Source organism: Bulleidia extructa W1219 (assembly GCF_000177375.1).
Taxonomy (GTDB): Bacteria; Bacillota_I; Bacilli_A; order Erysipelotrichales; family Erysipelotrichaceae; genus Bulleidia; species Bulleidia extructa.
This window is the reverse complement of the sequence record NZ_ADFR01000007.1, coordinates 1-15,308: the sequence shown is the minus strand read 5'-3', so window position 1 is coordinate 15,308 and position 15,308 is coordinate 1. Positions and strand designations below refer to the sequence as shown.

The window sequence follows — 15,308 nt, the reverse complement described above, 5'->3', positions numbered from 1 at the left end:
AATCCTCCTTTTTCTTTTGGATGATTAAATGTAAAAAGTTCCAACTTAGATTCCATAGCCTTATGGGGAAATGATTGAATCTTTTTTCTTTTATTCTATAATTTCCTTGGACGGAGTATTTTATGACCAGTAATCTTTATGACAATCATCTTCAGTTTAAAGGAGCTTTTCGAGATTATCAGAAAAAAATATTAGATCAAGCAACGACTTATCTAAAAGATAAGAAAATTCATATCGTGGCACCACCCGGCAGTGGAAAAACAACATTAGGCATTGAGTTAATCAGACGGTTAGGAAAAAGAGCGTTGATTATTTCGCCACGACTGGTGATTAGAAATCAATGGATACAACGAATTGAAGAAGCGTTTTTATTAGATCATTCAATCACATTATCAACCTCTCTGGTAGAAAATAGTGATATTACATCGATTACTTACCAGACTCTTTTTAGTGCTATGACACGATTTAAAGGAGAAGAGCGTGACGATCAAGAAACGGATGATGTAGTAGAAAAAAATGAGGTGGATTATTCACAATTTGATTTCATCAAAAACATAAAAGAAAATCCGATTGAAGTCATTTGTTTAGACGAATGTCACCATCTTCATAAAGAGTGGTGGAAGGCACTGGAAGAATTTATTTCTACGATTGGTAGAGATCATGTGACCATTATCTCTTTGACAGCGACACCTCCTTATGATGCGCAAAAAAGTGAATGGAATCGATATATTCAGATGTGTGGAGAGGTGGATGAGGAAATCAGTATTCCTGAATTGGTGAAAGAAAAAAATCTTTGTCCTCATCAAGATTATGTTCTGTTTAGTTATCCAACCGCTAATGAAAGAAAAGTAATTCAAGATCATCATCAGACGAAAATCAATATTTTTCATTATTTGATGAACCATCAGGATCTTCTTTCAGCTTTGAAAAATCATAAGAAAATCAATGATTATGACCATTATGCCGATGAGATGCTGGAAGATCCGATGTATTTATCTTCTCTTTTGTTTTATTATCATTCTCATTCTGTCGAATATGATAAAAGATGGAAGAAATTAATGGGGATTATTCAGTTTCCGAATATGACGTTACCTTTCTTTGAAAAACTTTTGCAAGGTTTTTTATACGATGATATAGATTCTTATTCATGTGATCCTTCTTATCGAGAACAATTAATCATTTTTTTAAAGAAAAATCATATGATTTATAAGTGTAAAGTCATTCTGACAGATAATGCTGTTATTCAATCTTTGTTAGTGAACAGCATGAGTAAATTACCTAATCTTGTGACTATTTGTAAAACAGAATATCGTCATAACAAAGACACATTGCGAATGTTGATTCTAACGGATTATATTAAGAAGGAATATATCACGATGTTAGGGACAGGGCAATCCTTTCATGATTTAGGTGTGATTCCTATTTTTGAGACGTTAAGAAAAGAAATGGATCCCGCTTGTTTGTTAGGTATTGTATGTGGCAGTCTTGTGGTTGTGCCGAAGGGTAGTTTGGAGAGATTGAAAGAATTAGCCGATGGTAAGAGTTATACGGTCTCTTCTTTTTATGATCAGTATGATCAAGTGGTGATGGCAGCTTCCAATAGTGATATGGTTGCCATTCTTTCAAAACTGTTTGAAGAAGGTTATTTTCAGATCATGATTGGTACAAAATCACTTTTGGGTGAAGGCTATGATTCTCCTTGTATCAATTCTCTTATTATGGCCAGTTTTGTTGGTAGCTATGTTTTGGGTAATCAAATGCGTGGAAGAGCGATTCGTACCTACGATCAAGATCCAACAAAAGTGGCGAATATATGGCACCTTGTTTGTATTGATAAAGCTGAAGAAATTGATAAAATGCGAATTCTTGGTTTTACAGAACAAGCGGTTAATGAAGATTACATGAATTTAAAACGAAAGTTTGAAGGTTTTTTGGGTGTCAGTTATGATGGAATGACGATTGAAAATGGATTGGGTAGATTAACAGCCATCAAAGAACCGTTTACTCTTGACAATATTAAACGGATCAACGAGGAAATGCTGGCTCTTTCTGCTTCACGAGAGGGTCTTAAAGAAAAGTGGGATCATGCCCTTTATCAACACCACGAAACGGTTCTTATGTTTAAAGAAGATAATGATGTGATAAAATCAAAAACGTCCTTTGACGATGTATTGGGGATGATCCTTTTCAATATCGTTTTTTGGGTGGTTGGTATTTCTATCGACAGATTTTTCCGTTCTTTGTTTTCATCTCGTGCCTCTAATATGTTCTGGATGGCTCTTATTGGTATCGGTATTTCTTTATTCTGCTATCTGATATTTCGTATTTACTTACATCTTTCGCCAGGAAAGTATTTAAAGCAAGTTGGAAAATCCATTCGGGATGCTTTGGTGGATAAAGGCGAAATTTTAGAAACTTCCAGAGTGATGGTTGAAGGTAATCAGTTTTATCACAGTATCTATTTGATGAATGCGTCTTTGCGAGAAAAGGAAATTTTTGTTCAATGCGTCGATGAGTTTTTGGGAGTAGTCAATAATCAAAGATATCTGATTCGTTTAAAAGGAAGGATGTTTCGCTTTTATGTGGTACCGACTTATTTTGAGAAGAAAAAAGAAGATGCTATGTTATTTTTGAATCAAGTAAAACGTCATTTGGGATCTTGTGATTTAATCTATACCAGAAATATAAAGGGGAGACGAGTTCTTTTGAAAGCAAGAATGCGTTCTTATGCTAATTTTGTAAAAGGTTTAGAGCAATCAGATAGGAAAGAAGATCATCACTTACAAAAATACAAATAGGGAAAATAATGGGGTCGGAGTGATGATGAATTTGTTCATAAAGAAAATAACCATAGAAAATCCAAAAATCAATAGAGAGCATTTTTTCATAGTAGGATTTTGTCCGGAAATAGAACGGTATTTACTTTGTGTTCATATTTCGTGGGTGGCCGGTTATGATCGGTATTATGCGATAGACGAAAGGGATATAGCGCTTTATGAAGATGATCCAGAAGCATTTTATCAAACATACGCTAACGAAATCAAAGCTGATAGAACAAAAAGATTGCTTGGTGCAGGAGCGCTAAGAGATTATGATTTTAGAGGTTTGCCTGATGAGATATTCAAGAGTTTGAATCCACATCCGTTATTTAAAGGGTACTATTATAAAGATGAAATACTTTACGCTCAAATAAAGATAAACGATAGGTTTTTTACGATTCCACCAATTTATGATGAAAAATAAACGGATGGTTAGAACCGATGAATCCGAAGTCTATCATGGTCCATACTCCAAAGAATATTGAACTAAAAATATTGAAAAGTTTAGAGAGTATGAATGAACAAAAGAAAGTATTGATTCAAGAAGAATGAGCCAAACTTCGAAAACCTGATGGCAGTCTAACAAAAAAAGATGAAAGAAAAGACCTTTGTAAGAGATATAGTTTAACCGAAACAGCAAAGACACCTTTCCGGACAAACTTTTCTATCTGTTCTTATGTAAGATTTACAAGTGAGTGGGAAATCTGATAGTAGAAAAAATGCTATAATGGATTATGTGAATTGAGATTGAAATATCTTCTACTTTTGTCGGGATTATATTTCTTCTGCTGAGTATAATGATGTCTTTTATTGGGGTTAGGATATATTACGGAAGGTTAATGAGATAAAAAATATGTTTGATTATAAAATACTTTATTACTTTTTATGCTATATCTTGATGTTTGTGTTTGGCAGTATTTTAATCGTAAGATTTTCACGATTGCTGAGTTATCTATTTTTTCCGAATGACTATTATACAAAACATTTTGGTGAGTTGGAGCCTTTAATAAAAGTTAAAAATAAAAAATTAGCTTGGATAGTCAGTTTTCTTGTGCCGATTCCTATGGTTGTTGGATTGTATTTTATAAGATTTACAAATATCGGAGACTTCTTTTGGTATCTTTCACTCTACACCAACCCAAAGACAGCATTTTATACATTAGGTTCCATATATTTTGTGGAAGCTCTTCTATTTTTAGTCATTATATTGGAACAAAAATCAATAAGAAAAATAGGTCAGAGTAAACAGAGATTAATATTAGCAACTTTATTTTATGCTATTCTGATCATCAGCTTGTTGATGATTTTTATTAAATATATGCCCAAATTTTAAAGATAAAGGTATGGAAGATCAGTATAATGTTGCCCAATCTGATTTTCACATATAACTTTATGAAGAAGACAGTGGAAAGAGTTAAAACCAACAAATAAGAAATATATAGTAAAACCTTGTCAGGCAGTAAATCGAATAAGTTTACTGTTTTTTGTTGTTTAAAATCAAGAAAAAATCTCATTATTCAGCAAAAGCAAAATAGGTACTTTGAGGAATGAAAAAGATGGTCTATCTTCTCAAATGATAGACCTATGAAAAGAGGCTGAACAATCTGAAATTGTTAGAAGATGGATAGAGAAATGACGGTAAGAAAACAAAGGATTAACGCAGGTAAAGAAGCAAGAGTTAGACTTATAAAACTAAGGGAAAATATGGTATAATCCTAATAATATTAGGTATAATAAATGAGTGTTTTTGGTACCAGTAAGAGGAGAAATAAGTGAAAGATAATGTGTGCAGAATCATCAAAATAAATCAGGAAGCCTTGTTTGAATTTATATATGAAAATTTCATAAATCAGGAAGAAGAACTGCTTGATTTAGAAACAAAAGTCGGTATCAGTCATCATTTCAATATAAATTGGAAGACAGGTGAGTTTATATTTTTAGCACATAATGGTGAAGATGCGAAGGAGAATATTATCCCATTTCCTAAGGATATAGATATTAAGAAAGTGATGGATAGATTGCCTGATACAACGGATTCTGTTTTGAACTCAGCTAAGAATTATACGGAATTAACTTTTGATGAATTAAGAAATTTAAGTTATGATTGAATTTAGGAGGAAATAAAAATGGGAATAATAGCTAATTATCAATATTTAAGTGATAAAAATTTAAAAAACTTAAAACTTTTTATGAGAAAAAAGCTAAGGTTTTTGAAGAAGTTGAAGATGAGAATGAAGGGGTGAAGATACTTCTTGATTTAGACAAGATGTGGGATGCACTTCATTTTGTGTTGACTGGTGTAGGTAGTAGTGAACCTATTAAAAATAATCCTCTCAGTGAAGCGGTTGTGGGGTTGGTTCCTATTGAAGATGTGGAAGAATACCTAGCTTACACAGAAAAATCAAGGGTGAAAGATATTGTTTTGGCTCTGGAACATTTTGATATAGAGAAGGCTATGGAAAATTTCAGCATGGAGGAATGCCAAAAAGCGGACTTGTATCCCGATATTTGGGATTATGAAGAAGAAGCTGATGAAATAAAAGAAGAACTGATGGACTGCTTTCAAAATCTGAAAGACTTCTATAAAAAAATAGTAGAAGCAAATGGTAATGTATTGGTTACGATTTGTTAATGAAATGAGAAAGTGAATAACTCTCATTTATAGAAATGGGGCGATTAGAAGTTGTGGAGTAATACATATGTTGTTTGATGATATTATGATGAATCATGAAGAACGAGAAATTGTCAGACTCTGTAAAAAATTAGGTAAAAGTTGTTCTTTTACAAAAAATGCAGATATGTCTTCTTTGTGTGAACTTGCGTATTGGCTATATATTGATGATTGCAAGGAAGAAGCATTGAAAGTTTGCGAATATGTAAATATCGAGATTCCGGAGAAAATTAACTACAATGTATGGGATTTTATTATCTGGATCTGGGGATTGGAAGCACATATTTATCATGAAACCGGAAGAAAAAATGATAAAAATTTCAGAGTGGCTCAAATGAAAAAGGTTTGGTCTACACCTAAGCATCACGATGAAACAGAAGAGGACGCCTGGAGATTTTGTCAAAAGATCATGAATAGAAAAACTTTTGAATCTATATGTCATACAGCAAATATAGAACAAGCCTCCGCCATTAATGATAAGAAATTAGAAAATCATTATCGCTTAACAGCACTTTACAGTATGATCGGCTATGGAGTTACAGGCTTTTATTTAAATCTGGAAAATAATAAAGAAAAGCTGTCGGAAAAAATAAATGAATACATGATGCTCTTAAGATAAAATTCAGTTTGTCTAATTGAATATAACTTGAATATAACCATTTGGAAAGCAGTAAATCAAATAGGTTTACTGTTTTTGATTACGTGATTTTCAACATAAAAGCATCAAGCAACAATAAAAATCCCCTGACAAAACGCTTATTAATGAGATGTTTAGGAATTGGAATTCATTGTTTTATAGAAGGATAAACAGGCAAAAAGGTAGACAGTTAGTTATAACTAACCTATACTAAATAGAAAGTGAGGAATGGATATGAAAATTGAATTAAAAGAGATTGAAAAACTAGAAAAGAAATATGTTAAGAATGAAAAATTAACGGTATTACGCCATGCTTTGAGTACTCACCCATTAAATGATGTGGTGCATAACGAAATGGCGGATCGAGATAATCAAAATATATTTTCCTTAGATTTGGAAACCATGCCAGTGACCAATCAGCTTCAATCCGGTCGTTGTTGGATTTTTTCGGCTTTGAATGTTTTAAGAGAAGTGGCTGCTAAGAAGTATAACGTTGAAGAATTGGAATTTTCTCAAAACTATGTGGCTTTTTACGATAAATTAGAAAAAGCCAATTGGTTTATGACTTGTGCCATTCAAGAAATAGGTGGCGGTTTAGATTCTGAAAAAATGCGTTTTTTATTAAAAGAAGTGGTTGGTGATGGTGGCCAATGGAATATGTTGGTCAGTTTGATTCGTAAGTACGGGATTGTCATCAAATCAGCTATGCCGGAAACTTATCAGTCATCACATACGAATTCAAATGTATTATTAAATCGCCGTTTGCGTCGCTTTGTCTTGGATATTCAAGGGAAAAAGGAAGCTGAAATAGTGAAATTGCACAAAGAAGCTTTAGAGGAAATTTATGGTTTACTAGCCTCCTGTTTTGGAGTACCACCAAAGAGTTTTACTTGGGAATATCGGGATAAAGATAAGAATTTTCATCGCTTAGATCATCTTGATCCGGTGAAATTCTATGAGGATTTAGGAGTTGCTTTGGAAGAATATATCTATGTGATCAATGGACCTACTGCGGATAAGAAATTTTATCAAACCTATTCAGTTGATTTATTGGGTAATGTCGTCGATGGAGAAGCTATTTGTATGCTAAATTTACCGATGGATGAACTAAAATCTGCAGTGATTTCACAAATGAAAGAAGGTATGCCAACATGGTTTGGTTGTGATTGCTCACAATTCGCAAATCGTACGACCGGGGCTTGGGATGATCAACAATATGCTTATGCATCTAGCTTTGATATGAAATTAGAAATGAGTAAGGCGGAATTGCTGGATAGTCATGAATCAATGATGAATCATGCAATGGTTTTGACGGGAGTCAATTTAGTAAACGATCAGCCAACTCGTTGGAAGATCGAAAACTCTTGGGGAGATAAGATTGCTCATAAGGGCTATTTCATTGCCTCAGATACTTGGTTTGATCAATACGTTTATGTGGCGGCAGTTCATAAAAAACACTTGAGTAAGAAAGCTTCCAAAGCTTTAAAGAAATCATCTAAAGTTTTAAAACCATGGGATCCATTTGGAACTCTGGCCATCATGAAGTAAAGGTGAGAGAAATCTCATCTTTTTCTTTGTATAATAGAGTCAGGAGATAAAGTATGAAAACATATATTGGAATTGACTTAGGTGGTACGAATGTTCGGGTAGCTAAGATAAGTGAAGCAGGAGAGATATTAGCTAGTGTGAAGGGACCTTCTTATGGAAAGGAAGGAACAGGCAAAGTGATGGAAAACTTGAAATCTTTGATTCGAGAAATTCCAAATTGGAAAAATTGTGAAGCAATGGGTATTGGAGTACCCGGACCTGTGAATACAAATATCGGTGTGATGAATTTAGATACGAATTTACCGGGTTTTAAAGGCTATCCCTTGGCTAGTGAATTGAAGAAAGAATTTGGTATGCCGGTATTTTTAGACAATGATGCGAATGTAGCTGGTCTTGCAGAGGCGATGGTTGGTGCTGGCAAGGATTTTGAAAGCATCTATTATATAACGATTTCTACGGGAATTGGAGGGGCTTTTATTTGGCATAAACAAGTGATTTCAGGAAGCCATGGCTTTGGTGGTGAAATAGCGAATATCATTATTGATAGAAGTCGAGAAAAGATCAATTACTTAAATGTAGGGGCCATAGAAAATGAAGCTAGTGGTACCGCTATTGTTCGTAAGGGAAGAGCCTTATTTCCTCAAGAAGATATTCAACATGCCGGACAGATTTTTCAATTGGCAGATCAAGGAAACAAAAAAGCCATTCAACTTAAGAAAGAAATCATTCAAGATTTAGGGCAATTATTAGCAACCTTATCTTGTGCAGTGGATCCGGAAGCTTTTGTACTGGGTGGTGGTGTGATGAAGTCGGCAGATTCGTTTTTTACCGAGGTGATTCAATCTTTCCAAGCACAATCACATACCATGGTGGGAGATACACAATTTTTAATGGCAGAATGTGAAGAACCAGGGGTGATTGGTGCAGCCATGTTACCGATGTCTCGAGGACTATGATATTTCATATTGAAGATCATCGTCGTTATCGCCGTTGCGTTCGTTTGTTTCAATATACCTTTGAAAAATCAATAGAAGAATTTCAATATCTTAGAAAAGAAGATGAAATAACACGATTGGCCATGAGTTATTTAGGAATTACTTGTTACGGAATTGGGCAACAAGGAGATACCCCCAGCCATAGTTGTGAACTTTTAGAAAGTCATGAGTGGGTGATTAAAGCTCGTTTTGAATTTCATGGTTTACGAGTCAAAATTCCTATTTTGCATCATGGGGAAAATGGATATGATGTGTATTTTATTTTCATGGGAAATCAACCGAGAAGTGTTGATTTACTCTATTACCAAGACAGTTTGTTTGTTCTTAAGGGAAATCATTTAGCTATTCAAAAAGTCTATTTGTTGTATTTGAATCCGGAGTACACACGGAAAGAATGGTTGAATCCCCAAGATCTTTTTAAACAAACCGATAGTTTTTTAGATCATCCGGAAAAAACAATCTTGAAAATCATTCAACCTAATGAAAGGATGATTTTTGAGGATTTGAAACGGATGAAAAGGTGTTATCAACAAAGAAAGATAGAAAAGCGTTTATCAAAAAAATGTTTTCAACCGACGGATTGTCCTTTTTTAAAAGAATGTCAACCAAGTTATGAAAGAGAACCGGATGATTCCATTCTTTTTGCAAAGAATACAACGCTCCGTTTTCAATGGTACTATCAAGGAAGAAAGAAATTATTAGAAATACCACCAAGATTTAAAACGGGACAATTACGGGAAATAGCCCAGTGGAAGGCGATACAAAATCCACCTTTGTATGTCGATAAGATGAAGATGAAGCAATGGTTAAGTAATCTACAATATCCTTTAATTGCGTTTGATATGGAATGGGATCGTTTTTCTATCCCGGCTTATTCGGGTTTAAAGCCAATGATGGTTTTGCCCTTTGCGTATAGTTTAACCATTTTAGAAAAAGATGGCTGTGTTCATTCCCGTTGTTTTATTTCTGAAGGTGATGGAAGAGAAAAGATGATTGCTTCTTTGATCCGTCAAATTCCAAAAAAAGGAACGATTGTGACTTTTAATATGTTAGGAGCAGAAAAACTTCGCTTGGAAGAATGGATGGAACAGTTTCCTAACTATCAAAAGAATTTGCAGAAATATTTAAAACGAATGGTGGATCTTCAAGAGCCTTTTCAATCGGGATATTTGTATCATCAAAAAATGAGAGGATCTTGGACATTAAAGTCTATTCTATCGGTGTTAGAACCTGAGACTTATTCCGGTTTGAAAGTGCATAACGGATTGGAAGCGGTGGATACTTGGCGTAAGTGGGAAAAAGAGGAAAATTTTCAGCGGAAAATGCAACTGAGAAAGAACCTGCGAGAGTATAGTTTAATGGACTCCATGGCTTTGATTAAAATTATTTCTTGGTTGATGGAACTAACGAAGTGAAGATGTTAAAATAAAGATAGAAAAAGGGAAAATCTTTTTCAACAGGAGGTATCTAATGCGTTTTGAAATTGTTGGTAAAAATGTGGAAATCACAGAGGCTATGCGTAGTCAAATTGAAGAAAAGCTAACCGGCTTAGAAAAGTATCTCTTAGTGGATGGAAATACGGTGGCTCGTGTGGTGGCTAGAGTTTATCCAAATTCTCAAAAGGTTGAGATTACTATTCCAACTAAAGTGGGAACAGTTCGTGCGGAAGTGATTCAAGATGATTTCTATGCGGCTTTGGACTTGGCTATGGATAAGTTAGAAGATCAGATTCGTCGTCAAAAAACGCGTTTATCAAAGCGTCATCGGGAACATTTAGCAAAAGCTTTTATTGATGAAACCGTTCATGAGGAAGAAAATGAAGTTCCTGTTCGAACAAAAATTGTGCAAGCAGATAAGATGTCATTGGATGAAGCAATCCTTCAAATGGAATTGTTGGGTCATAGTTTCTATGTTTATACAGATGAGGAAACCAATAAGAAAGCAATTGTTTATCAGCGTGATCTAGGTGGTTATGGTCTTCTGGAAGTTCAAGATTAAAGGCAGAAATGCCTTTTTTTAAATATGAGTTTTTCAAGTTTAATTGGTTTATCAATAGTCTATATAGAATATTGATACAATTAAAAGGGTTTTGTAATAGACTGGTAATAAGAGGATGAAAGGAATAAAAGATGTATATCCACTGTTACCGAGATCAACAAATAATTTTGATGTATGTCGGACAAGCTTATCAATGTTGTAAAAAGAAATCCCAGAGAAATGAATATGATGAACAATTCTTAAATTTAATTGAAACGACACTGATGACTTGTTCGGAGCCGACAAATTGGATCATTCGTCATGATTATTTAGAGAAAAAGAAAAATAATTGGTACATGGAATATTTTGCAAAATCATCCTATTATCGTTTGAAAAAAGTGGCTATTAACGAGTTCTTAAATTGCCTTGAAGTCTCTTGAATGATAAAATTAGTGAAGCGTTTCCAAGAGAAATATTAGGAGGACAGTGATGAAAGGTATTGCAGCATCGCAAGGAATTGCTATTGCAAAAGTGTATAAACTGGAGCAACCGGTAATTGAGATTGGTTTAGCAGTGAAATCGGTGGAGGAAGAATTGGCTATTTTAGAGAAAGCCATGGTGAAGACGGTTTCTGATATTGAAATGATTAAAGCAGTTGCTTCAAAGAGTTTAAAAGAAGAAGAGTTAGAGATTTTTGATGCTCACTTAATGATGGTGAATGATCCTGAATATCGAACTTCTATTGAGGCTTCTATCCGACAGGGTGGTGTTAGTGCTGCTGGTGCAACCAAGAATGTATCAGATATGATGGTTGGCATGTTTGAAAGCATGGATGATGAATACATGAAGGCTCGTGCAGCGGATATTAGAGATGTCTCTTTCCGTCTTTTATGCAATATTTTGGGCAAAGAAATTCCCAATCTTGCGACACTTCAAGAACCGGTTGTGATTGTAGCGAAAGATCTGACTCCTTCAGATACAGGTTCTTTAAACAAGGAATATGCCAAGGGATTTGTTACAGAAATGGGGGGACGTACTTCTCATTCGGCTATTATGGCCCGTTCTTTAGAAATTCCAGCCGTGGTCGGTTGTGGGGATTTGTTAAGTCAGGTGAAGAATGGGGATGAAATTATTTTAGATGCTATTACCGGTGAAATTATCTTACATCCAACGGCTGAACAGATTGCTTCTTATCAAGAAAAGTTAGCGATTTTTCAAAGGGAAAAAGAAGAATTAAAGAATTTGAAGGATCAAGCTTCCATTACATTAGATGGTCATCAAGTTGATTTAGTGGGAAACATCGGTTCTCCGGCTGATGTGCAAGCTGTTTTGGATAATGGTGGTGAAGGAGTCGGATTATTTCGGACTGAATTCTTATACATGAAGAGTGAAGATGATTTCCCAAGTGAAGAGGTACAATTTTCTGCATATAAGCAAGTGCTAGAAGCAATGCAAGGTCGCCAAGTGGTGATTCGTACTTTGGATATTGGTGGGGATAAAAAGTTGAACTACTACCAATTTGAAGAGGAAATGAATCCTTTTTTAGGCGTTCGTGCTGTTCGTTTTTGTTTGATGAGAAAGGATATTTTCCGAACACAATTACGGGCTTTATTAAGAGCTTCGGTTTATGGTAAGTTGGCTATCATGTTCCCGATGATTGCCACAGTGAATGAATTTCGTGAAGCGAAGAAATTATATGATGAAATACGTGCTGAATTGGAACAAGAAGGTGTAAAGGTCGGAAATGTTCAAGTTGGTATTATGATTGAAATCCCGGCAGCAGCGGTAAACGCTGATCAGCTGGCAAAAGAAGCTGATTTTTTCTCCATTGGTACGAATGATTTGATTCAATATACAATGGCGGCTGATCGTATGAGCCAAAATGTGTCGTATTTATATCAACCATTCAATCCATCCGTTCTTCGTTTGATTAAGATGGCTATTGATGGTGCCCACTCGCAAGGGAAGTGGTGTGGTATGTGTGGTGAAATGGCGGGCGATGCCCAAGCGGCTCCGGTCTTATTAGGGTTAGGTTTGGATGAATTTTCGATGTCAGCTGTTTCGATTTTAGCAACTCGTAAAGTGATCAATGGCTTAAACTATGAAGCTATGAAAAAATTAGCCAATGAATGCGTTCAATTAGCAACGGCTGAAGAAGTAAAAGCTCATGTAGAAAAAGTGTTAGGATAATAAAAAAATAGATTGTGATCGAAAGATAACAGTCTTTTTTCTTCCTAGTTGAAAGCAGTTGATTAAATGGAGATTCATCTTTGAAAGTTATAAAAATTAAAAATGTCATAAACCTTGATTCATAAAAGGGAATTGACATTTTTTATTTGCCATGATTTTAGATAGGATTCTTGCCGGTTTGAACTTTGTATTTGTATAAAAGCTGAATATCTCATGCCATTAAACTACGATCATTTTTCCGTATTTTGATATATAGATCTTTGTTCGTTTCTTCTCAAGAATCTGTAGAAATGCAGGAGACTAAATGGAATGATTTTCTATGAAAATGGAAAAATAGGTAGACTTAATGTGACACCCTTCTTCTGTATCTATTTTTCTTTTTAGGCATAGTTACACTTATACGAGCTTAGAATATCATTTTTGGAATTTAAAGTCTGCTTTTTGTGACAATATTACACTTATTATGAAATCGCAATGAAGGGGAGAGAAATATGAAAATCCAAAAAACACTTTCAAAAATTTTCACATTTTTGATGTCACTGACTATGATAGTTGGGTTGTTTTCAGTGCCTATTTATGCCAGAGAAACAGAGACGGATATTACAGATAAGGTAACGATTGATTCTATCACGTCACCAAATGCTGAGATCCATGATTCTACGAACGTGAATGATTTTCATTCATCGGTGGATTTTAATGCAAGTGTAGATTATAAGATTGATTTAACAGTCAATAAGGGGACACCGATTCAAACGGGTGATGTCATTGAAATTCCCATCAAAGCGGAGCGGGGAGAATTATTTGAGAGCGTTGGGCTTTCGGTTTTGGATTCGGAAGATGGTTCCCTTTTAGGAGAAGCCACGATCACTAGAGATAAGATTCGAATCAAATTTACTAAAAAGAATAATACTAAGACATCGGCTAAGTTAACGATATCGACAACATTAAGGAATGTTGGTACATATTATGGCGGTTTTCCAACACAAGCAGAGGTAGATGCAGCGAAAGCTAAACATCCTACAGGAATTGATAAAGTAAAGATATTGGATAAAAACGCCAATATCAATGTTAAATCGAATTATTGGTTAACTGAAGGAACGAAAATTTATGGCAACTATGCTCCACCGGAAATTAAAGATCCTAATGCTTTCTTTTTGATTCGGCAGGATAAATCAGGGGGAACTTCCGGCACCAATACTAGTACAAAATGGACAATAGTTTGGAATTTTTCATATTACAAATATACCGTAACAGCTCCAAGCAATGGCCAAAAAAAGGAAACAACTCTTGACTCACCTGCAGGAGCTGCGTTCTTATTTGGCTATGATAAGGCTTACGGTTCTTATTCAGCCACCGAAACTTCTTACTTGGAGGATACATTTCCGGCTGATATGTATAAGAAAATCACTTTTGATTCTGTTGTGCTAACGGGTATGTATTTATACGAAGATGGGAAGACTCCGCTTCTTAGGGAAAGATATGCTAACGGAAAGAGTGTTGGTGCTGAACATCTTTCTCGAGGAAATGGAGTAAAGTTTGACGATCTTTTCACTAAGAAAACAGCTACTGCCGGGCAGTCCTATGAACAATTCAAAGCTTCCTTAAAGCCGGGAGAGTATGGGATTTATGAGAGTCCTAATGGAGATAAAAGACTGGTGGTAAGTCTTGGAAAGCTTGGTTCGAAAGACTCAAACCAAATGTATACGTGGGGTGCTCTATGTGATAAGTTGGGGAAGGAAACGATTATTAATAATTTCTTCCCTTGTTATGCAATAAATGCTAATCATGAATTGAAACAAATCAATACATCACCGGAAAAAATCAATGAGATTTATGAAAAAATAAAAAATTGGCCGATTTGTAAAGTGCTTTTATACATGACGGCCGATTTAGTCAAACCTGTGATGAGAACAGGAGCTTCGGTAGAAAATACAGCGACCATATCAGGTCAAACAGTGACAGCGAAGAACTATTTTGTAGTAGGAGAAATCAGCTTGCATACGTATAAAGATGGGATGGCCATTTTAAAGACGGATGTTAAAACAGGACAAGGGGTTGAAAAAGCGGAATTCAAGCTACAGGAAAAAGACGGAACAGGGAATTGGATCGATTCGGATGTTCAAAATATTACAGTGGTCGGTCATGCAGGTAGTAAGGAAAATCATCGATTTTATACAAATGAGAAAGGCATTTTAAATATCCGTGGTCTTGCCAACGGAAAGACCTATCGACTTTTAGAGACAAAGGCACCGGAAGGATATGATCAGACCAATCCTGCCACTTCTAAAGAATTTGCGATCAGTTTTACCGAGCAAGATAAGAATGCTCCAAGTAATAATAAGGATTTAACATTGACGAATCGAAAAGCGGAATATAAAGTGACGTATAAGATTGTCAAAAATCCAAATGGAGAAGAGATACCAAGTGGAAGTCCAAGTGCTCCTGTTGATTCTAAGAAATACACATTTAAA

The 15,308-nt window shown here is 35.1% G+C and carries 12 protein-coding genes and 1 pseudogene; all 13 read left to right on the top strand.

The features are described from left to right. Positions 1-122: 122 nt before the first annotated feature. Complete coding sequence (locus tag HMPREF9013_RS03690; RefSeq protein WP_006627036.1) at positions 123-2,798, top strand: DEAD/DEAH box helicase family protein; 2,676 nt, start codon at positions 123-125, stop codon at positions 2,796-2,798. Between the two features lie 22 nt (positions 2,799-2,820). After that, positions 2,821-3,243 (top strand): hypothetical protein, encoded by a 423-nt coding sequence (locus tag HMPREF9013_RS03685; protein ID WP_232209567.1) that lies wholly within the window; start codon positions 2,821-2,823, stop codon positions 3,241-3,243. Positions 3,244-3,672: 429 nt separating this feature from the next. Further along, positions 3,673-4,152: a hypothetical protein gene (locus tag HMPREF9013_RS03680; RefSeq protein ID WP_040333470.1), complete on the top strand. Its 480-nt coding sequence runs from the start codon at positions 3,673-3,675 to the stop codon at positions 4,150-4,152. A gap of 439 nt (positions 4,153-4,591) precedes the next feature. Next, entirely contained in the window at positions 4,592-4,927 is a 336-nt protein-coding gene (locus HMPREF9013_RS03675; protein WP_006627034.1) for a hypothetical protein, read from the top strand. Between the two features lie 122 nt (positions 4,928-5,049). Next, a pseudogene (locus HMPREF9013_RS03670) lies at positions 5,050-5,451 on the top strand (YfbM family protein); the annotation flags it as partial. 67 nt (positions 5,452-5,518) lie between these two features. After that, on the top strand, positions 5,519-6,109 hold the full coding sequence (locus HMPREF9013_RS03665) for a DUF6707 family protein (RefSeq protein WP_006627031.1): 591 nt from the start codon (positions 5,519-5,521) through the stop codon (positions 6,107-6,109). Positions 6,110-6,361: 252 nt separating this feature from the next. Beyond that, the gene (locus HMPREF9013_RS03660) at positions 6,362-7,675 is read left to right on the top strand and encodes a C1 family peptidase (protein WP_006627030.1); all 1,314 of its coding nucleotides are present in this window, start codon (positions 6,362-6,364) and stop codon (positions 7,673-7,675) included. 53 nt (positions 7,676-7,728) lie between these two features. Beyond that, positions 7,729-8,631 carry an ROK family protein gene (locus tag HMPREF9013_RS03655; RefSeq protein WP_006627029.1) on the top strand — a complete coding sequence of 301 codons (903 nt, stop codon included), beginning with the start codon at positions 7,729-7,731 and terminating at the stop codon, positions 8,629-8,631. Beyond that, entirely contained in the window at positions 8,628-10,085 is a 1,458-nt protein-coding gene (locus tag HMPREF9013_RS03650; protein ID WP_006627028.1) for a DUF2779 domain-containing protein, read from the top strand. Before HMPREF9013_RS03655 ends, HMPREF9013_RS03650 begins: the two co-directional genes overlap by 4 nt. 55 nt (positions 10,086-10,140) lie before the next feature. Continuing rightward, positions 10,141-10,668 carry a ribosome hibernation-promoting factor, HPF/YfiA family gene (hpf, locus tag HMPREF9013_RS03645; RefSeq protein ID WP_006627027.1) on the top strand — a complete coding sequence of 176 codons (528 nt, stop codon included), beginning with the start codon at positions 10,141-10,143 and terminating at the stop codon, positions 10,666-10,668. A gap of 170 nt (positions 10,669-10,838) precedes the next feature. Continuing rightward, a complete protein-coding gene (locus tag HMPREF9013_RS03640) occupies positions 10,839-11,087 on the top strand; it encodes an MG284/MPN403 family protein (RefSeq protein ID WP_006627026.1) in 249 nt (82 codons plus the stop codon). 46 nt (positions 11,088-11,133) lie between these two features. Next, a complete protein-coding gene (ptsP, locus tag HMPREF9013_RS03635) occupies positions 11,134-12,837 on the top strand; it encodes a phosphoenolpyruvate--protein phosphotransferase (protein WP_006627025.1) in 1,704 nt (567 codons plus the stop codon). A 491-nt stretch (positions 12,838-13,328) separates the two neighbouring features. Next, positions 13,329-15,308 (top strand): prealbumin-like fold domain-containing protein (locus HMPREF9013_RS03630; protein WP_006627024.1); only part of this gene is annotated, 1,980 nt, incomplete at its 3' end.

Bases quoted from the DNA above. Each gene is read 5' to 3' on its own strand.
- HMPREF9013_RS03690 (WP_006627036.1), top strand. From the start codon at position 123: ATGACCAGTAATCTTTATGACAATCATCTTCAGTTTAAAGGAGCTTTT.
- HMPREF9013_RS03685 (WP_232209567.1), top strand. From the start codon at position 2,821: ATGATGAATTTGTTCATAAAGAAAATAACCATAGAAAATCCAAAAATC.
- HMPREF9013_RS03680 (WP_040333470.1), top strand. From the start codon at position 3,673: ATGTTTGATTATAAAATACTTTATTACTTTTTATGCTATATCTTGATG.
- HMPREF9013_RS03665 (WP_006627031.1), top strand. From the start codon at position 5,519: ATGTTGTTTGATGATATTATGATGAATCATGAAGAACGAGAAATTGTC.
- HMPREF9013_RS03660 (WP_006627030.1), top strand. From the start codon at position 6,362: ATGAAAATTGAATTAAAAGAGATTGAAAAACTAGAAAAGAAATATGTT.
- HMPREF9013_RS03655 (WP_006627029.1), top strand. From the start codon at position 7,729: ATGAAAACATATATTGGAATTGACTTAGGTGGTACGAATGTTCGGGTA.
- HMPREF9013_RS03650 (WP_006627028.1), top strand. From the start codon at position 8,628: ATGATATTTCATATTGAAGATCATCGTCGTTATCGCCGTTGCGTTCGT.
- hpf (WP_006627027.1), top strand. From the start codon at position 10,141: ATGCGTTTTGAAATTGTTGGTAAAAATGTGGAAATCACAGAGGCTATG.
- HMPREF9013_RS03640 (WP_006627026.1), top strand. From the start codon at position 10,839: ATGTATGTCGGACAAGCTTATCAATGTTGTAAAAAGAAATCCCAGAGA.